Annotated in this window: 17 protein-coding genes; 14 read left to right on the top strand and 3 right to left on the bottom strand. The window is 42.8% G+C overall.

Annotated features, from left to right (window positions below; translation table 11 throughout):
• Window position 1: 1 nt before the first annotated feature.
• From ACVW2L_RS16465 to pfkA, 3 genes are read left to right on the top strand one after another with little or no spacing between them, the layout of a single operon-like run.
• Window positions 2-457 carry a protein-disulfide reductase DsbD N-terminal domain-containing protein gene (locus tag ACVW2L_RS16465; RefSeq protein WP_457129046.1) on the top strand — a complete coding sequence of 152 codons (456 nt, stop codon included), beginning with the start codon at window positions 2-4 and terminating at the stop codon, window positions 455-457.
• 4 nt (window positions 458-461) lie between these two features.
• Window positions 462-2,165, top strand: a complete 1,704-nt coding sequence (locus ACVW2L_RS16460; RefSeq protein WP_457129045.1) for a protein-disulfide reductase DsbD family protein — start codon at window positions 462-464, stop codon at window positions 2,163-2,165.
• Window positions 2,166-2,215: 50 nt separating this feature from the next.
• Window positions 2,216-3,193, top strand: coding sequence for a 6-phosphofructokinase (pfkA, locus tag ACVW2L_RS16455; protein WP_457129044.1), 978 nt, complete (start codon window positions 2,216-2,218; stop codon window positions 3,191-3,193).
• Window positions 3,194-3,283: 90 nt separating this feature from the next.
• Here pfkA and ACVW2L_RS16450 read toward each other — a convergent pair whose 3' ends face one another.
• Window positions 3,284-3,976 (bottom strand): Crp/Fnr family transcriptional regulator, encoded by a 693-nt coding sequence (locus ACVW2L_RS16450; RefSeq protein WP_457129043.1) that lies wholly within the window; start codon window positions 3,974-3,976, stop codon window positions 3,284-3,286.
• A gap of 369 nt (window positions 3,977-4,345) precedes the next feature.
• Here ACVW2L_RS16450 and ACVW2L_RS16445 point away from each other — a divergent pair, with 369 nt between their 5' ends.
• From ACVW2L_RS16445 to ACVW2L_RS16410, 8 genes are all read left to right on the top strand, one after another.
• Window positions 4,346-5,419 (top strand): hypothetical protein, encoded by a 1,074-nt coding sequence (locus tag ACVW2L_RS16445; protein ID WP_457129042.1) that lies wholly within the window; start codon window positions 4,346-4,348, stop codon window positions 5,417-5,419.
• A gap of 98 nt (window positions 5,420-5,517) precedes the next feature.
• Window positions 5,518-5,889 carry a response regulator gene (locus tag ACVW2L_RS16440; RefSeq protein ID WP_457129041.1) on the top strand — a complete coding sequence of 124 codons (372 nt, stop codon included), beginning with the start codon at window positions 5,518-5,520 and terminating at the stop codon, window positions 5,887-5,889.
• A gap of 89 nt (window positions 5,890-5,978) precedes the next feature.
• Window positions 5,979-6,818, top strand: coding sequence for a fumarylacetoacetate hydrolase family protein (locus ACVW2L_RS16435; protein ID WP_457129040.1), 840 nt, complete (start codon window positions 5,979-5,981; stop codon window positions 6,816-6,818).
• 37 nt (window positions 6,819-6,855) lie between these two features.
• Window positions 6,856-8,439 (top strand): aldehyde dehydrogenase (NADP(+)), encoded by a 1,584-nt coding sequence (locus ACVW2L_RS16430; RefSeq protein WP_457129039.1) that lies wholly within the window; start codon window positions 6,856-6,858, stop codon window positions 8,437-8,439.
• Between the two features lie 231 nt (window positions 8,440-8,670).
• Window positions 8,671-8,997 (top strand): hypothetical protein, encoded by a 327-nt coding sequence (locus ACVW2L_RS16425; protein ID WP_457127556.1) that lies wholly within the window; start codon window positions 8,671-8,673, stop codon window positions 8,995-8,997.
• A complete protein-coding gene (locus ACVW2L_RS16420) occupies window positions 8,994-9,635 on the top strand; it encodes a DDE-type integrase/transposase/recombinase (protein ID WP_457129038.1) in 642 nt (213 codons plus the stop codon). The genes ACVW2L_RS16425 and ACVW2L_RS16420 overlap by 4 nt, the downstream gene beginning before the upstream one ends.
• Before the next feature lie 6 nt (window positions 9,636-9,641).
• Window positions 9,642-9,965, top strand: a complete 324-nt coding sequence (locus tag ACVW2L_RS16415; RefSeq protein WP_457126385.1) for a hypothetical protein — start codon at window positions 9,642-9,644, stop codon at window positions 9,963-9,965.
• Window positions 9,962-10,870 carry an IS3 family transposase gene (locus tag ACVW2L_RS16410; protein ID WP_457128789.1) on the top strand — a complete coding sequence of 303 codons (909 nt, stop codon included), beginning with the start codon at window positions 9,962-9,964 and terminating at the stop codon, window positions 10,868-10,870. The genes ACVW2L_RS16415 and ACVW2L_RS16410 overlap by 4 nt, the downstream gene beginning before the upstream one ends.
• Before the next feature lie 329 nt (window positions 10,871-11,199).
• Here ACVW2L_RS16410 and ACVW2L_RS16405 read toward each other — a convergent pair whose 3' ends face one another.
• Window positions 11,200-11,748, bottom strand: a complete 549-nt coding sequence (locus tag ACVW2L_RS16405; RefSeq protein ID WP_457129037.1) for a type 1 glutamine amidotransferase domain-containing protein — start codon at window positions 11,746-11,748, stop codon at window positions 11,200-11,202.
• A 556-nt stretch (window positions 11,749-12,304) separates the two neighbouring features.
• Window positions 12,305-12,859: an REP-associated tyrosine transposase gene (locus ACVW2L_RS16400; RefSeq protein ID WP_457129036.1), complete on the bottom strand. Its 555-nt coding sequence runs from the start codon at window positions 12,857-12,859 to the stop codon at window positions 12,305-12,307.
• Between the two features lie 367 nt (window positions 12,860-13,226).
• Here ACVW2L_RS16400 and ACVW2L_RS16395 point away from each other — a divergent pair, with 367 nt between their 5' ends.
• The 3 genes from ACVW2L_RS16395 (at window position 13,227) to ACVW2L_RS16385 (ending at window position 17,713) form a co-directional block, all read left to right on the top strand.
• Window positions 13,227-16,070 (top strand): SMEK domain-containing protein, encoded by a 2,844-nt coding sequence (locus tag ACVW2L_RS16395; RefSeq protein WP_457129035.1) that lies wholly within the window; start codon window positions 13,227-13,229, stop codon window positions 16,068-16,070.
• A gap of 137 nt (window positions 16,071-16,207) precedes the next feature.
• Window positions 16,208-16,825 carry a TetR/AcrR family transcriptional regulator gene (locus ACVW2L_RS16390; protein ID WP_457129034.1) on the top strand — a complete coding sequence of 206 codons (618 nt, stop codon included), beginning with the start codon at window positions 16,208-16,210 and terminating at the stop codon, window positions 16,823-16,825.
• A gap of 84 nt (window positions 16,826-16,909) precedes the next feature.
• Window positions 16,910-17,713, top strand: a complete 804-nt coding sequence (locus tag ACVW2L_RS16385; RefSeq protein ID WP_457129033.1) for a hypothetical protein — start codon at window positions 16,910-16,912, stop codon at window positions 17,711-17,713.
• Window positions 17,714-17,996 lie beyond the last annotated feature (283 nt).

Here is a 17,996-nt window from a genome sequence, read left to right as displayed (position 1 = left end):
CATGATAAAGCTTTTAGCCGTTGCAACCCTACTTTTTTTAAACTTTACCACGCCTCCCCCTGTTGAAAATCACGTAAAATGGAGTTGTGTGGCTAAACGCATAAGCCCTACAGCGGCCACAATATTTTTAAAAGCAACTATTGATGAAGGCTGGCACATATATTCGCAACACATTGAAGAAGGCGGACCAACAAAGACCGAATTTAAATTTGCACCATCGAAAGGATATAATTTAGCAGGCAAAACCGTTGAGCCAAAGGCGCTGACAAAGTTTGATAAGTTTTTTAAAATGAATGTGGGCTCATTTGAAAAGGAAGTTTTATTTAAACAACAGATCAAGCTTAAATCAACCGCTGCTTTAACGGTAAAATGCAAATTGGCGTTTGGAGTTTGTAATGATAAGACCTGTTTACCACCAGATGAAGCCACCTTTAATATACCTGTGCCCGTAAAATAATAGCATGAGTTTTATACGTTTAGAAAAGTTTTCTTTTAAATCAGCCGGCATCTGGCTTTTTGTGGTTTTGCTATGGTTGTGTAGCACAACTATTGTGCACGCACAGGATACTGATACCGCCGGCATGGTTTTTACAGACATAACCACGGCCACAGATAGCCTGGAGAGTGTCGTAACAGATACTCAGCAAGTGGTAAAAGCCGTTACACCCGCTGTCACTCCTATTGCTGCAATACAAGCTCCAAAATCATTGTGGACAATATTTATAGCGGGCTTTTTAGGCGGCTTCGCTGCATTTTTAATGCCGTGTATTTACCCAATGCTGCCCTTAACTGTTTCGTTTTTTACAAAAAAAGGCGGGAGCCGAAGTAAAGGAATACTTAATTCGGTACTATATGGTCTGTGCATCATATTTATATATGTTTTTATTGGCATACTGGTGGCAGTTGTTTTCGGGCCGGCTGCTCTTAATGGGCTGGCCACTAATGGTATTTTTAACTTCTTTTTCTTTCTCCTGCTTATTGCCTTCGGCATATCTTTCCTGGGTGCGTTTGAGATCACTTTACCCAGCTCTCTTGCCAATAAACTGGATGAAAACTCAGACAAAGGCGGGCTTGCGGGGATATTTTTTATGGCCGCTACACTGGTTGTGGTGTCTTTCTCTTGCACCGGGCCGTTAGTTAGTTCAGTATTGCTTGACGCCGCCGTTAAGGGCGAGCGAATTGGCCCTGCTATAAGTATGCTCGGGTTTTCCTTGGCCTTAGCACTTCCTTTTACTTTGTTCGCCATGTTCCCATCGGCTTTAAAAAGCTTACCAAAATCTGGCGGGTGGCTAAACAGCGTAAAAGTGGTTTTAGGATTTATAGAGATAGCTTTCGCATTAAAGTTTTTATCAAACGTAGATCTGGCTTACCACTGGAATTTGATAGACCGCGAAATAGTACTATCGCTCTGGATAGCAATCGGGTTATTAATGGGCCTCTATCTTATAGGCAAGATCAGGTTCTCACATGATTCTCCTGTTGAATATCTCTCCATCCCCAGAACATTTATAGCCATGGGTGTTTTTGCTTTTACGGTTTATTTAGTTCCCGGTTTATGGGGAGCGCCGCTTAAATCAGTAAGTGCGTTATTGCCACCGTTAAGTACACAAGATTTTGATATATCTGCCGGTACATCATTTACTCCGGCTGTTAGTAATACCACATCAATAAAAGAAAAGAAATATGAGGAACTTTTTAAGCGCCTGCCAAAAGTAAAAGGCCTTGATGAGTGGTATGATTTTGACCAGGCCAAAGCTGTTGCCAAAGAACTGCATAAACCGGTACTTATTGACTTTACCGGCTGGAACTGTGTTAACTGCCGCCAAATGGAGCAAAACGTATTTCCGGACCCGGAGGTGCTAAAGCGCCTTCAAAATGAATTTGTTATGTTACAATTGGTAATAGACGACAAAACTGAACTTCCCGCTGCCGAACAATATACCTCGCCGGTTACTAAAAAGCGTATTGCCACGCTTGGGGGCAAATGGCTGGATTTTGAGATATCTAAGTACAACTCTAACGCGCAACCGTTTTATGTTATTATTGATGAAAACGGCCAAACCCTTGTTCCACCACAAGGTGCCATCTTTGATATTCCCGAGTTCGTAAAATACCTCGACAGCGGAATTTCTGCTTATAAAACTTTACAGGCGGCAAAAAAATAACGTAATTTGCGGCGAATTCGATTTAGTAATAAATTTCTTCGCAGATCAGCATGACTCAGATAAAGAAAATAGGCGTTTTTACGTCGGGAAGTGATTCGCCGGGTATGAATGCTGCCATAAGGGCGGTTGTTCGCACCGCGGTGCTGTATGATCTGGAGGTTGTTGGCATACGCCGTGGCTACGAGGGAATGATAAACGGCGAATTTATTGATATGGACCGCAAATCTGTTTCCAACATTATACAACGTGGTGGTACCATTCTAAAAGCCGGTCGGAGCGAAGAGTTTAAAACGCCTGCCGGTCGTAAAAAAGCCTTTGAACAACTTAAGTCGCGAAACATTGATGGCCTGATAGCGCTTGGGGGTAACGGTACTTTTATTGGTGCTAAAGATCTGGGTCGCGAATTTGATATGCCTATAATTGGTGTTCCCTGCACTATTGATAACGATTTATTGGGCACCGACTTTACCGTTGGATACGACACTGCCATTAATACGGCAATTGAAGCGATAGATAAGATCAGGGATACTGCTGAATCGCACGACCGCCTGTTTATTGTTGAGGTGATGGGCGCTGACTCTGGTTTGATTGCTCTGCGTGTAGGTATCGCCATTGGTGCCGAGGCTATGATGATTCCTGGAACACGGTCTGATATGCCTGCCTTATTTTCGCGCCTTGAAATGGGACGGAAGGATAAAGCTTCAAAAATTGTAGTGGTAGCCGAAGGCGAAGAGCCCGGTGAGGCTTTTGAAATAGGCCGTATCATCAAAGAAAAATATCCTAATTACGATACCCGCATATCAGTATTGGGCCACATACAACGGGGTGGAAAACCTACCTGTATGGACCGCGTTTTAGCAAGCCGTTTAGGCGTTGCCGCTGTTGAAGTGTTAAGAAACGGGCATCGCAATGAAATGGCTGGGCTAATTCACAACAGTATTATTTACACCTCGTTTGAGCGTGCTGTGAAACACAATATCGATTTAAATACTGATCTGTTGAAAGTTGTGGAAATGCTTTCTTTGTAAGCTACACTTTAATCCCCAAGCAATTAGCACCTTACATTTTTGTAGCAGGGTGCAGCACTCTACCTGCTACGCTACACATGTTAATAACCCTTAGCTATCTAAAACAGTAAGATTTGACAGCCCTTGCTGATTTATTATAGCAATGCTTTTGCCCGAAAGCGAAACCAGCTTTTCGTTCACCAGCTCGTTTATTACCCTGAAAACCGTTTCGTAAGTGGCGCCTGAGAACGAAGCCAGGTCCTGTCTGCTCAGATCAATATTAATAAACCCGTCGTGTGTTACACCAAATTGCTTTTGCAGCAGCAGCAGTGACTCTGCCACGCGGCCCTTAACAGACATGTGAGCCAGGTTGCGCATTTTCCTTTCAGAATCCCGAAGCTCGCTGGCAAAAAAATGTAAAAGGTTATAGGTGAATTCTGTATTGACTTTTAAGGTTGCTTCAAAAAAATCAATGTCAACAAAACAGATCACGCTATTCTCTAACGCCGTAGCCGATACATGATAACCGGTGCTGCTTCCTATACCACGATGGCCAACAATAGACCCCGTTTTAGCAAACCTTACAATGAGTTCCTTGTAGGCATCCCACTTTATATGAACCTTTACATTTCCTGAATTAACAAAGAAAACGCCTTTAACTTCGTCCCCTTCTTTAAAAATAACCTCGCCTTTTTTTACTCTAAAGGTCTTCTGATTTTGCAAAATTGCCGGATGCCACTCCTTCATGCAGTTATGAAACAGAAAACAATTGTTTTGGTCGCATATGGCTTTGCTTTTTTTCATTTTCAGTGAATTTAGTTACAATCTTAGCCCAAATTCGGCAGCTATCGTAATCGTTTTATTGGCTCAATGTAAAAATATGTATAATATTCTATAATTTTTATCATGAAATTGATTTATTAATGAAAATATTTCCGGCAAATGGCTTTTTTTTAATTAAAATTATAAAATTCACAAAATATGGTATATCTTGCGCTCATTAACTGATCTTAATAACCCTCATAAATGTATATTACTACTACATTTATGAAAAGTCCACCCTTAATTGGGTGGACTTTTTGTTTTTTACGGGAGAAGTTTTAAGACCTTAAATCGCTTAACGTTTGCTGTTAACAACGCGTTATTATTTGATTAAAATTACACTGATGCCGCATGAGATATATGGCAGATGGTTATTTTTACGTTATGCCGGGTTATAAAAAAAATGCATTGCTGTTGCCGCTTATTGCTTTATTAATTATAGTTGCAAATGTGGCCAGCGGGCAGGGCAAATACAAAATTATCCCTCTGCCTCTTGCACTACAAGGCGTTAATGAGGAGTTTTCGGGCATGGCGCAGTTAGGTAACCGCATATATGTTTTACCACAATACGGCAGCTCAAAAGAAACCGGACTTGACGGCAAGTTTGACCTTTACAGTTTGCGCGCCGATAGCATAAGCCGCATTATAGAAGGCAAAGACACAGCCTTAACATCTTTCAATGCCTTCAAAGTACGCAACCTTAACAAACTGCCCGATTTTATAAAGAACACTTACCAGGGTTTTGAAACGCTCACTTTTGTGGGCACATCTGTTTATATGGCCATTGAAACTGTTGATACGGTTGCGAATTGCTATTTAGTGAGGGGAGTTATAGACACAGCTAAAAAAGAGATCACTATAGACCCTAAAAACTACCTGGCTTTAAAAAGGCCCTTTTACATTAGCAACGCCGGATACGAAAGCATTACATGGTTACCCGGTATAAATAAGCTAATTGCATTTTATGAATTTAACGCCGCGAATGAAAACCTGGCTTATTTAATAGATACATCGTTAACCAAAGCGCCGGAGCCTGTTAAAACACCTTTTCTATATTTCCGTAATACAGATGCGGTTACAGCGCCCAATGGTGGTATTTATGCCATGAATTATTTTTGGGATGGAGATTATGAAAAGTATCTGGACAACGGTATAGTTAAAAATGCGGAGAAGGGTATTAGTCGCCTTATCCCGTCACTTAAAGACAGCCTGAATAACAACCCCGGTTATTTAAAGAGCAAGACTTTTGCCCGTATTGTCTACCTAAAAAATCATCGTAAAAAAAACTGGAAACAAGTGGCGGTTTTTGATGGCTTTAGACACAATTGGGAAGGAATCACCTTATTTAAAAAAGGCGCTCTTGTTATTGCCGACGCCAACAGGAGTACAAAGCAGGTAACCCAGCTGGCCTACGTGGCGTTCTGATCATCAGAAAAAATTTTTCTCACGACAAAAAATTTGCTTTTCTTTATAGTTATGTATAGCTTCACGGCCCCTATGAAGCAACCAAACTGCATATGTTAATGAAGTTTAACGGTAAAAAGATCATCATTTTTGATGATGATGAAGATATTTTAAGTGTTTGCACCTACGTGCTTGAAGAACAAGGCTGGGATGTGCATGTTTTTACAGACTGCAACCAGATTATTGATAAGGTAAGCTCCGTTATGCCCCACGTTATTTTGATGGATAACTGGATCCCCGACACGGGCGGTATAGTAGCAACACAGGCGCTTAAAAGCAACGATACGCTTAAAAACATTCCTGTTGTTTATTTTTCTGCCAACAGCGACATTCAATTATTAGCCAAACAGGCCGGTGCCGAAGCGTATATAGCAAAGCCATTTGACCTGGAAGACATGGAGCGTATAATTGACGGCGTTTTGGCTGCGTAATTGAAACGTAATATTGTTTTTACGCTGTGTATTATTGGGTTTATTATCAATAAGCCCTATATTCGCCACTTAATTTAACCTACTGCAAAGTGAAGATATACAACACCAAACGCGGCATTGTCATAGATAACGAAGGGCAATACTTTCTTTCAAACCAAACCAACTGGGATACTTTTATAAACAGACAAGGCTTATTTGCCGCTGTATCTGCAGAAATAGGCAGCTTAACCGCTGATTCATCATTAGCTGATGCAATTAACGGCGAAGTTTTGGCTCCTTTAGTTAATCAGGAAGTATGGGCTTCGGGCGTTACTTATTTCCGCAGCCGTACTGCACGTATAGAAGAATCAAAAGATGCCGGTGGCGGTACTTTTTATGATCGTGTTTACAATGCAGACAGGCCGGAGCTTTTCTTTAAAGCACCTGCTTACCGTACGGTTGGTACCGGAGCTGATGTTCGCATCCGTAAAGATTCAAAATGGAACGTACCAGAGCCTGAGCTAACTTTATTTATGTGCTCTGCCGGAACCATTGAAGGTTATGCTATTGGTAACGATATGTCATCAAGAGATATTGAAGGCGAAAATCCTTTGTATCTGCCGCAGGCAAAATCATACACAGGCTCTGCCGCTGTTGGCCCATGTGTTTATGTTAGCGATGCACCTATTAACCCTGAAGCGGTTATTACTTTAGAGATTAAAAGAGGTAGCGAGGTAGCATTTACCGAGTCTATCGCTATCAGCCAAATGAAACGCAAGCACAGCGAATTAGCCAGCTGGTTGTTTAGGGAATTAGACTTTAAATACGGCGTGTTCCTGATGACAGGTACAGGCATCATTCCTCAGGATGAATTTACCTTGCAGGTTGGCGACGTTGTTAATATCTCAATTGAAGGTATTGGCACACTGAGCAACACCGTTACTTCTTAAAAATATCAACACGCCCCCGGCGTTAATTTATACTATCATGATTGAAGGAAAACAGATCATAGGTTTTGAAATTAAGGCCGGGGGCGATGTTCTTTGGCAGTCAACCAACCCTGCCACCGGCGAGAAGATCGCCGATTTTCGCACAGCAACCCTTGCCGAAGTTGAAGAAGCTGCCACCAAAGCGGCTGCAGCGTTTCTGGTTTACCGCAAAAAGTCCGGTTTTGAAAAGGCTGATTTTCTTGATGCCATTGCGCACGAAATGACCGCCATAGGCGATGACCTGTTAGCTATGTGCATGGCCGAGACCGCCCTGTTAAAAGCTAATCTTACCATCGAGCTTGGCCGCACCATTAACCAGCTCAAAATGTTTGCTGGTTTGCTGCGCGAAGGTTCATGGCTGGATGCCCGCATTGAAACAGCCGACCCAACCCGCACTCCCCGCCCAAAGCCAGATGTTCGATTTATGCAGATTGCTATGGGGCCGGTGCTGGTATTTGGATCAAGCAATTTCCCTTTCGCGTTCTCTACAGCAGGCGGAGATACCGCTTCTGCCCTTGCCGCCGGTTGCCCGGTGATAGTAAAGGCGCATCCTGCACACCCAGCAACAGGCGAGATGGTGGCCAAGGCCATACAGCGCGCCGCTTTAAAAACAGGCATGCCGGATGGCGTTTTCTCGCATCTATATGATAACGGATTAGACGTAGCCAAAACATTGGTGGTGCATCCTGCTATAAAGGCGGTAGGGTTCACCGGCTCTTACCGTGGCGGCAAGGCAATATTTGATATGGCCATGCAGCGCGCCGAACCGATCCCGGTGTATGCCGAAATGGGCAGCTCTAACCCGGTGTTCGTTTTGCCGGAGATTGCTAAGAACGAGGCCGACAACTTTGCGCAAGGCTTCGCCGCATCTGTTACCGCGAGCGTGGGGCAATTGTGTACCAACCCCGGCATCTTGCTATACGAGAAATCTAAAGATGCTGAGGACTTTGCCAACAAGCTGCAGGAGCACTTCCAGCAAAGTATAGGGGGGGTAATGCTGGCACCTAACATATCAGGGGCTTACAATACGGGAGTGCAGCACAGGGCTGCCCATCCGGGTGTTGAGACGCTTTCTAAGGGCCAAACATCCGAAGGGTTGAATGTAGGCTCGCCGATATTGTTTAAGACCGATAGCAGCGTGTTTATGGCGGATGCCACACTGGCCGAAGAGATCTTCGGGCCGGAGAGTATTGTGGTGGAGGCTACCTCAAAAGACGAGATATTGAATATAGCCCGCAACCTTTCGGGCCATTTAACGGCTACTATACATGGCACACCTGCCGACCTGGAAGCTTATAAAGAGCTGATAGACATACTGGAGCTCAAGGTGGGGCGCATCATCATCAACGGCTTCCCTACGGGGGTTGACGTGAGCAGCGCCATGGTGCACGGCGGACCGTTCCCTGCCACTTCCGACTCGCGGGCTACCTCTGTGGGTACGGCTTCTATCTTCCGCTTTACACGGCCGGTGGCTTATCAAAATATGCCTAACGCTTTGCTGCCCGAAGAGCTGCAAAACGGCAACCCGCTTAACATATGGCGCAGGATAAACGGCGCTGTTAGTCAAGGGAAGGTGGATTGAACTGTCCCACGCGGGTGTGAGACAGTTCGAGACAATGTGGGACAGTATTTTTAGTAAACCATTGACAGTAAACAATTTGTATTTTCTGGTGGGACAAAGTGAGACTACTTATTCGTCAGGAAAATTAGCTGTGCGGTTGCTTTAATCGCCTGATAACCAAACTACTGGAAAATTTCATTTTTCTGTCCCAATGTGACTTGTCGTGAAATGGGTTGACAAAAAAGGTCAACCATGAGCAAAAATAGAAACAAGCAAGAGATTATAGCAGAATATTTGTTAGGAGACACAAGTACACGTAAATTAGCCATGAAGTATGGCTATGGCCGTGTTACCATATCAAGATGGGTTATGGCATATCAAAGACAAACAAAGAACCACCCTTTAAAGTATTCCAAAGCTATTTTGGAATCAAAGGAAATGCCGGTTACTGTAGAGGAGCTACAGGAAGCCTTGCGCTTAAGCCAGCTTAAGGTTGAGCTGCTGGAAGCGATGATCGATATCTCGGATGAACAGTTTGGTACCGATATCCGAAAAAAAGCTGGAGCCAGGCAGTCATGAGAATAGAGCAAAGCAGCGGGCGTAGTTTATTGCTGCTATGTTTACTGTCTGGCCACAGCCGTCAGGCTTATTACAAACAACGTTCACAAGCGGAAAAGGAGCCATTACAAGAAGATCTCATTGTTCAGCAGGTGCTCAAACACCGCCGGTTGCAGCCTCGCATAGGTGGCCGTAAACTGTATTTTTTAATCAAAGGTTTTATTGTTAATCGGGGAATAAAGATGGGCATGGATGCCTTTTTTAAGCTGCTGGGCAAATATGAGCTGCTCAATAAACGCCGCAGACATAAAGTACGCACAACCAATTCTAGCCATTGGATGAAAAAACATCCCAACCTGATCAAAGATGTCACTCTCACCGCTTCCGACCAGGTATGGGTGAGCGATATAACCTATATGGCATTACAGCATAAAGATGCTTTCCTGAGTTTAGTAACTGATGCATACAGCCGTAAGATAGTTGGGTTTCATTTAAGCAATAGCCTGTCAGCCGAAGGGACAGTAAAGGCGCTTAAAATGGCTATTGCAGGGCGCAGGGAACTACCCGGGCTTATCCATCATTCGGACCGGGGCGGACAATATTGCTGTAATGACTATGTAAGTGTGTCTCGTCCTGAAATAGGTTTACACATTAAGTAAACAAAGATGGACGAAAGAACAGCAGAATCGATACTTATGGATCGTAATTTATTGGGATTAAATTACCGAGCTTTAGAGAAAAAGTACGGAATATCCCGTGCGCAAATCCACCGGATGGTGATGTCAAAGCAAAAGAAAGAAAAGAAGCCGGCAGCAATTAAAGCCATTTCAGTAGAAGACACAACCTTACCGGATGATGTTAAGACGCTCCGTGAGGAGCTTCGAAAAGCTCGTCTGAAGATTGAGTTACAGGATCTGATGATCGATATATCCAGTAAGGAGCTGGGTATAGACCTGCGAAAAAAGCATGGCACCAGGCGGTCCAAATGAAAATGCAAAGCTGCTCACGGGGACTTCGTGAGCTTTGCAGACTGCTTGGTCATTCGCCACAGGCGTATTATCAATATCAAAAAGCATTAGGAAAAAGTGTACTGGAGGACGACCTGATAATCGCTCAGGTGCTTGCTCACCGCCTGCTTCAACCGAAACTTGGAGGACGAAAGTTGTATGCGATGATGGAGCCATTTATGGCAGATCATCATATCGTCAGGGGCAGAGACCGGGTGTTTGACCTGCTGCGTGAAAACGGTTTGTTAAACAGAAAGCGTAGGCACAGTAAGCCCCGGACAACGGACTCGAATCACTGGATGAAGAAATACCCCGACCTGATAAAGGGTATCGTATTAAGCCGTTCAGAAGAATTATGGGTGAGTGACATTACCTATATACGACTGAAAAAGAGCATATTCGCTTATCTGAGTTTGGTTACAGATGCTTACAGTCGTAAGATCGTGGGTTACCACATGAATAAGGACCTATCAGTTCAGGGGCCTGTGGCGGCTCTGGAAATGGCGCTTAAAGAAAGGACGGGTAATGAACTGTTGATCCATCATTCAGACCGTGGTTCACAATACTGTTGTGAAAACTATATCGGTTTGTTAAATCAAGCCGCTATCGCTATCAGCATGACCCAAAGCGGTGATCCCAGGGATAATGCCATTGCAGAAAGAGTAAACGGAATACTAAAGCTGGAGTTACTTAAGGAAGTATATCCCCACCTTACAAGCGCCCGGGAGTCGGCAGTAACAGCTGTTGAGATTTATAACAGCGTGAGGCTGCATAGCAGCATTGATATGATGACCCCTGACCAGGCACATGGGCAAACCGGCCCGATCCAACGTAAATGGAAGAGTTGGGTTAACAGACCCTGCAGAAATCGGGTACCACAGTTTTAAACAAAAGAAAGGAGACAGTAAAAAGAAAAAAGAAGCAAAAAACGAAAAACATGTGGAAATATGGAAAACTGAAGGAGTTTCCCACATTCCCACACAACAAGCAAACAACAATAGTTTATTCTTTATATTTAGAAAAGTGTAAACCTATAACAGGACTAAAATTAAAGTGTAAACTTATCACAGGATTAATCATTAAAAGTGTAAACTTTTTTCAGGACGATACACAATTTTTTGCCATTGGCAGTAAAAATCGGTACTCCTACCGGTTAATGAAAAAGCGGGGATACCCCGCTCTCCAATAACTAATCTCTAATCAACTAATCTCCAACCTACGCATGCACTCCCTCGGCAAATTCTTCAATCATTTTTTTGTTGAAGGCGGGCAAATCGTCTGGTGTTCGGCTGGTTACCAAGCCATTGTCAACCACCACTTCCTGGTTGGTCCATTGCGCGCCGGCGTTTGTAAGGTCGGTTTGCAGCGAGGGGTACGATGTTAGGCTCCTGCCGCTTATCATACCGGTTTCTATCAACACCTGTGGGCCATGACAAATAGCCGCCACCGGTTTGCTCTCATCTAAAAAGGCCGATACAAAGGCTATCGCTTCTTTATTCTGCCGCAGTTTATCCGGGTTAAGTACGCCGCCGGGAAGCATCAGCGCGTCGTAATCGTCCGGGCTAACCGTGCTCAGTTCCTTATCCACGTCTATCTCAATGCCCCAGTCGGTTTGGTTCCATGCTTTTATTTTGCCGCTTTTGGGCGATATCACATCTACCTGCGCGCCTGCTTGTTTCAGCGCCTCTAAGGGGCTGGTCAGCTCCACCTGCTCAAAGCCTTCCTCGGTAAGGATGGCTACCTTTTTATTGCTTAACGTTGCCATAATATTTATTAATTATAGTGTACAAAAATTTAGTTTCCGTTAATTGTGGAACAGGCGGGATGGTGGGATGGTTTTGGGAAATTGAAAATTGAGGTGGCTTAACTTTGGCGCAAGTCCTGCGCATTGGGAGTAGCGATGGGTGAATTGTGCTTGCCAGGGCTAAACGCAAGTCGCGCAAATGAACACAAGCACAAGTAGGGCTACTGCTCGGGGCCACTTCACAAAACTTGCGCTAAATAGGGGGGGTATCTACTCAACTTTGGCGCAAGTCTTGTGCTTTGGGGTAGCGATGGGCGACTTGTGCCCTCTAATTGAGCGACGAGCATAAGTCAGGCGACCGCACCGGGCCACTTCACAAGACTTGCGCTAAATAGGTAGTAAACCAACTCAACTTTGGCGCAAGTCTTGTGCTTTGGGGGTAGCGATGGGCGACTTGTGCCCTCTAATTATGAGCGACGAGCACAAGTCAGGCGACCGCACCGGGCCACTTCACAAGACTTGCGGAATTTAGCGCAAGTCTTGTGCAGTGGTCAACGCGTAATGGGCGACTTGTGCTTTATATAATCTCAACTTCTTGCAATATGCCGGTGGAGTGTTCATAGTTACTTGCGCTGCTATAAATATATGCTGAAGCCACGCATACCCAACCCGCCTCTACGGGGTTTTGATGAATGTAATTTAGCCTGTTATCAAACTCACTTGTATTGGTGTGTAGTTGTATTGGATGGTTATCCTGCTGCCAAAACTGATAAATTTTGTTATTACTGTTATCATTGCCCGCTTTGGCAAATAAAGGGAGCATCCAATTTTTCCTACTTTCGTGTGGGTTTTGATTGATCTCTTGCAGTATACGACGTGCCGAATATTTCTTAAGATCGCGCATTATGTCTGACAATGACGGTGTTCCAGCTCTACTAATTATCATGTGCACGTGGTTACTCATAATAACATACGAATAGATTACAAGGCCTTTTTCTTTAATACAATACCGCAATGTTTCTAAAAGTAAATCCTTATACACTTTCCTGGTAAACACATCTATCCAACCCACTACAGAAAAAGTAACAAAGTATAAAGCCTCCGGATTATTGAACTTATATTTGATACTCATCCCGAAAAATACAAACTTGAACGCACAGGCGCAAGCGTTATTTAGTTGAGGCGATGGGAGGTTACCTGTGCATTATGCATAAATCACAGGTTAGGCGAGGCTTAACTTCGGCACAAGTCTTGTGCATTGGGAGTAGCGATGGGCGACTTGTGCCCTCTAAAGCCGTCACGAGCACAAGTCGGGCGACTGCACCGGACCACTTCACAAGACTTGCGCTAAATGGGGGGAGCAAATAAACACAAGCACAAGTCGGGCAACCGCTTGGGGCTACTTCACAAGACTTGCGCTAAATGGGGGATAGATAATCTCATTATATTATTACAATTGTTTAACTTTAGTTTTTATCATCCTTATTGCATTCAATTGTATGTCTAATCACGCCAAACTACTAGTTTCTATTAGAGACTATTTAAGCCGCTTCCAGCTTCAGGTGAAGATCGCTACCGCTAATTCAGAATACGATTTGAATCAGCACGCTGAGAACATCATTCTGCCGATCTTAAACTTGGTTTTTAATTCTGAACTTAAAAATGCTAATGAAACCGAGCGAAAAAACTTTGAGAGCCTTGATCTGATTGATGATGTTTCCAAAATTGGCGTACAGGTAACATCAACTAATTCTCAAGAAAAGGTAAAATCTACTTTAACCAAGTTTGTGAAATACGGACACTTTAAAAGGGTGGACAAAGTTTACATATACATTCTTACGGAAAAGCAAAAAACCTACGCGCCGGAACCTATTGAAAAAATTGTTAAAGGAAAGATCAAATTCGATACAAATTCTCAAATATTAGACGCCACTGACATCTATGGCTTGATCAAACGTAAAAATGACGTAGTTATATTTCAAAAGATTAATGAATTATTGGAACTTCAATTTTCAGACTTGAAAATCGCTCAAGATTTCAACTACTCAGACTTTGCTACTTTCAAAGCCTCTTACACCGAAAAATGTCTAAACAATTTCTCCCGATTGAATTTTTTTGGCTTATCGGTCAGTAGAAGGCCTAGAGAAGTCGAACTGTACGAACTGTTTGTCCCACCGCTCTTTACTAAAAAAAATCTATTTCCTAGTATACGATATCAACGCAGTCATAAGATGACTTATCAGATACCTATCTTTGAAACAAATAGTGAGTTACTGGCACATTCTATAATAGAAAAAATACATGTAGCTTCCGATGTAAAAAGGACATATTGGTCAACAGATTTTTTTGCTGAATTTGCTACAGAAACACTGAACGATTTTTTTAGCGACGATCATAAGCTAGTGGTGCTCGGTAATCCCGGGGCAGGAAAATCTTCTATTATCAAATTTGCAATCTGCAAAATTCTCGAGGGTGACGAAACCGTGTTTTCCAATAATGATATTTACAGATACCTTCCGTTACGTATCGAACTGCATAAGTACAATCAAGCTAAAGTTGCTAATAACATTGGCTTTGCTGAATTCATAATGCAAACGTTGGCAGGCGAATATCAAACCAACATATCACTCAGCCGGATTATCAAGATTTTAACGTATTTCCCCTGCTTAATATTTTTTGATGGTATTGATGAAATATTTGACATTCAGGAAAGGATCAATGTGCGAAATGACATTGAAAACTTCGCCTCGACTTACCCAGACACTCGAATAGTCGTAACTAGTAGATTCGAATCATATGAAGAAGTATCTTTTAAAGACTTTTACGAACTTGAAGTAAAAGATTTTAATCAGGATCAATTGGAAAGTTATGTGCAAAAATGGTATGTGCAAGAAGAACACGATAGCGGACGTAGAAAAAAAGAGATTGCCGGATGCCTTGCCCAGCTTACTCAGGTCGACAAAGAATTAAAATATAACCCTCTATTACTTTCTCTCATTCTAATCCTCTACCGTAATGAGCTTGAACTGCCAACAAACAAATTGGCGATATATGAAGGTTGTACAAATACCATCGTGGAACATCGGGACGAAAAAGAAAAGAAACTAAAAATCAGCCTTCAAATTAATAACAAAGCGTCAGTATTCTCCTCTATTGCCTTCTGGCAATTCGACAACCCCAATAAGAGAATTAATAACCTTGTAGTTCAGCAACATATCAAAGCTTATCTATTGAAAAATGGAGAAATAGAAGATGAACAATTGGCAAGCAAGGCGGCTATGGAGTTCCTTGAGTTTGCTAAATTACGTTCAGTTTATTTCGAGAATAAATTCACGCACAAAACCTTTCTGGAATATTTTACAGCGTACTATATATTCAGTAGCTTTTACATGGGTCAAAATCAGCGACGTTTCAATGATATCTTGGATCGAAATTTGGGGCTGGCTTCTTGGGCCGTTGTACTTGAATTACTTATTTGTAAGATTGATAATAATTTAATCAATTCTAAAATCATTACAAAAATTATTGAAGCACAGTTGCAAAAAAACAGAAACGATGCGTTATTATTTTTCCTCCAAATTCTCAAATACCTTACAAATATTAATGAAAAGATAATTGTCAATCTTATAACGTTGTCAATGCAAAGCATATTTGTTGACAAATTTCCGTTGAAGGAAAGTAGCATTGACCATTGCCAAGTACTATTTAGCCATTTAATAAACATCTACGAAGTAGATCGTTTTTGTCAGCCGTTTCTTAAATCTTTTGAAGCAGTGGTCAAGAGTGGTACATTAAGCTTAAGAGAACTAGCGACGTTTGCTTATGAATTCTCAAACGGTTTTAATGATGATAGACTTGTTACTATTTTACAAAACGAAATGCCTCATGAGGAAACAGCAGAGTTATTTCTGCTTAAAAACTTCAAAAGCGTGGGCAACGAAAATAACTATTTAGTCCTGCTTAAAGCTTTTATAGATAGGTTTGGTGTTGAAAAAATTATTCCTGTTTACCACTCGAATTTTGGACAACAAATGTTTTTCGGTAGCGACCGTTTCAACTGGATTCTCACCTTTATTTTGATGGCAACGCCAGAAGAGTGCTTTAAACAATATAAAATGTTAAAAAGCGCTGGTTTATCGCAGAGTATCATACGACAGGCTGCTCATCAAAAAATGCTGACTAAAGCTATTGTGGAACCATACGGGCTATTGCTTAAGGGGCTTCCTCAATCCGGCTACAGAGATTTTCTACAGAGTATGGTGAAACCATATTTTCGCAAAAAAGTTGAAGAGTCTAACGAAAAGTTTTACGACGTTTTCTATCAAAAAAACCATAAAAAATAAACAGCGATATCTTATCCCCCCGCTGGCGCGAGTATGTCGGACACGGCAAGTGCGTAAACGCTTACTCGTGCCTAACCTTCTTTAAAAATTAAATTTGCTTTTTTGAACAATGTTCATTTTATTTGCATTGCATTACAATGGGAACAGCCGAACGCAAAGCAAAAGAAAAGGAAGATCTGAAAGCGATGATCTTGCAGGGAGCAAAAAAGCTTTTTGTAGAGAAGGGCATTGAGCAAACCACCATCCGCAATATTGCAGATGCTATTAGCTACAGTGTGGGCACGGTGTATGTTTATTTTAAAGACAAGAACGACATACTGCACGAGCTGCATACCCTGGGCTTTATACAGCTGGGTGCAGAAATGAACATCCTGTTTAACGTTGCCGACCCGATGGAACGGCTAAAGGCTTTGGGCAGGGTTTACATCAATTTCGCTTTAAACAACCCGGATATGTACGATTTGATGTTCAGTCTGCGTGCCCCGATGGATTTTTTAGAGGCCCAGGATAAGGCAGAGTGGCCCGAAGGCGCTAATGCTTTTGATGTGCTAAAAACCACCGTTACCCAATGCATTGAGGCCGGCTATTTCAGCGGCCTTGAACCCGAGGCGGCATCGTTTATGATTTGGGGCACTGTACACGGCATGTGTGCCCTGCACATTCGCGACCGCATAAAGGGCGTTAACCTGCACGAGCCGGAAACGATGGTGACCAGGGCTTTTGAGGCTTTTGTTAAAATGATAGAACGGAGATAAAAAAATTTACCTTAGTAATGAACATTGTTCATTTAATATACAGCGATCAATAGTGTTTAATTAGTCACTTAAAATTTAGAAATCATGATCACCTTTTTAGAAACACTTGCACAGCGCGATTTGGCGCTTTACTACTTTGGTTGGGTGTGCCTGTTGTTAACAGCGGCCTTTATTGTGCTATCGTACACCAGCAGCCTACGCGTTAACGGCGTTAATGCCTGGCATAAGCCCATCAAATTTGGACTGTCCATATTTATTTACGCATGGACGATGGCTTGGTTAGTGCACTATCTGCCCGGGTTTAATGCTACAGCTTACAATGTAACCAGCATTGTGTTGTTGGGCTTTGAGCTGTTTTATATTGGCTTGCAGGCGGCCCGCGGGCAAATGTCGCATTACAATGCCAGCACAAAATTCTATAAAATTATGTTCGCGTTAATGGGGCTGGCGGCATCAGTGGCTACGCTTTACACTGCTTACATTGGTGTGCTTTTCTTTTTAGACGACTTCCCAACGTTACCTCTTTATTACCTGTGGAGCATCCGCCTGGGCATCATGCTGTTTGTTGTATTCGCGTTTGAGGGGGCCATGATGGGTTCGCGCATGAGCCACACCATTGGCGCACCGGATGACCATGGCAAAGGCCTGCCCTTTTTAAACTGGAGCAAAAAATTTGGCGATGCCCGCGTGGCCCACTTTATAGGGATGCATGCCTTACAGGTTTTGCCGTTGCTGTCCTTTTATGTGTTAAAGAATGTTACCTTAACCATTTTGGTAGGTCTGCTTTATGGTTTGCTGGCCACATTTACGCTGGTGCAGGCGCTAAAAGGTAAACCTTTGGTAAGAGCGCGCAAGGGCCGCGAGGCCATACCTGCCGGAAGTTTTTAATCGGTTATGGCCCATGTTTGGTTGTATCACCAATATGGGCCATAATGTAATAGGGCTTATCCCCCGCGCTGTCACACGCGCCTGGCGTGTGACGAAACTATTAGCCATTAGTTGAGTATTGTACCGCCATCCGCTCCCACAATTGTACTACTTGTGATTTTGACCTTCGTTGTGGATAAAAGCGAAATGGGTGGACAGTTCAAGCCTTGCTTATCAATCATCAATAAACAAAACATTGTGTACCCATGATGGTTTTAAACGAAGAGTTTAAAGGCAATACAGC

The sequence above is a fragment of the Mucilaginibacter sp. HD30 genome (assembly GCF_054061755.1).
Note: the sequence above shows the minus strand (reverse complement) of the source record. Positions and strands in the feature narration are given on the sequence as shown.

Excerpts from the sequence above, each read along its gene's own strand:
- ACVW2L_RS16385 (WP_457129033.1), top strand. The coding sequence starts at position 16,910 with ATGATCACCTTTTTAGAAACACTTGCACAGCGCGATTTGGCGCTTTAC.
- ACVW2L_RS16405 (WP_457129037.1), bottom strand. The coding sequence starts at position 11,748 with ATGGCAACGTTAAGCAATAAAAAGGTAGCCATCCTTACCGAGGAAGGC.
- ACVW2L_RS16460 (WP_457129045.1), top strand. The coding sequence starts at position 462 with ATGAGTTTTATACGTTTAGAAAAGTTTTCTTTTAAATCAGCCGGCATC.
- ACVW2L_RS16445 (WP_457129042.1), top strand. The coding sequence starts at position 4,346 with ATGAGATATATGGCAGATGGTTATTTTTACGTTATGCCGGGTTATAAA.
- pfkA (WP_457129044.1), top strand. The coding sequence starts at position 2,216 with ATGACTCAGATAAAGAAAATAGGCGTTTTTACGTCGGGAAGTGATTCG.
- ACVW2L_RS16390 (WP_457129034.1), top strand. The coding sequence starts at position 16,208 with ATGGGAACAGCCGAACGCAAAGCAAAAGAAAAGGAAGATCTGAAAGCG.
- ACVW2L_RS16465 (WP_457129046.1), top strand. The coding sequence starts at position 2 with ATGATAAAGCTTTTAGCCGTTGCAACCCTACTTTTTTTAAACTTTACC.
- ACVW2L_RS16395 (WP_457129035.1), top strand. The coding sequence starts at position 13,227 with ATGTCTAATCACGCCAAACTACTAGTTTCTATTAGAGACTATTTAAGC.
- ACVW2L_RS16450 (WP_457129043.1), bottom strand. The coding sequence starts at position 3,976 with ATGAAAAAAAGCAAAGCCATATGCGACCAAAACAATTGTTTTCTGTTT.
- ACVW2L_RS16420 (WP_457129038.1), top strand. The coding sequence starts at position 8,994 with ATGAGAATAGAGCAAAGCAGCGGGCGTAGTTTATTGCTGCTATGTTTA.
- ACVW2L_RS16440 (WP_457129041.1), top strand. The coding sequence starts at position 5,518 with ATGAAGTTTAACGGTAAAAAGATCATCATTTTTGATGATGATGAAGAT.
- ACVW2L_RS16410 (WP_457128789.1), top strand. The coding sequence starts at position 9,962 with ATGAAAATGCAAAGCTGCTCACGGGGACTTCGTGAGCTTTGCAGACTG.
- ACVW2L_RS16415 (WP_457126385.1), top strand. The coding sequence starts at position 9,642 with ATGGACGAAAGAACAGCAGAATCGATACTTATGGATCGTAATTTATTG.
- ACVW2L_RS16400 (WP_457129036.1), bottom strand. The coding sequence starts at position 12,859 with ATGAGTATCAAATATAAGTTCAATAATCCGGAGGCTTTATACTTTGTT.
- ACVW2L_RS16425 (WP_457127556.1), top strand. The coding sequence starts at position 8,671 with ATGAGCAAAAATAGAAACAAGCAAGAGATTATAGCAGAATATTTGTTA.
- ACVW2L_RS16430 (WP_457129039.1), top strand. The coding sequence starts at position 6,856 with ATGATTGAAGGAAAACAGATCATAGGTTTTGAAATTAAGGCCGGGGGC.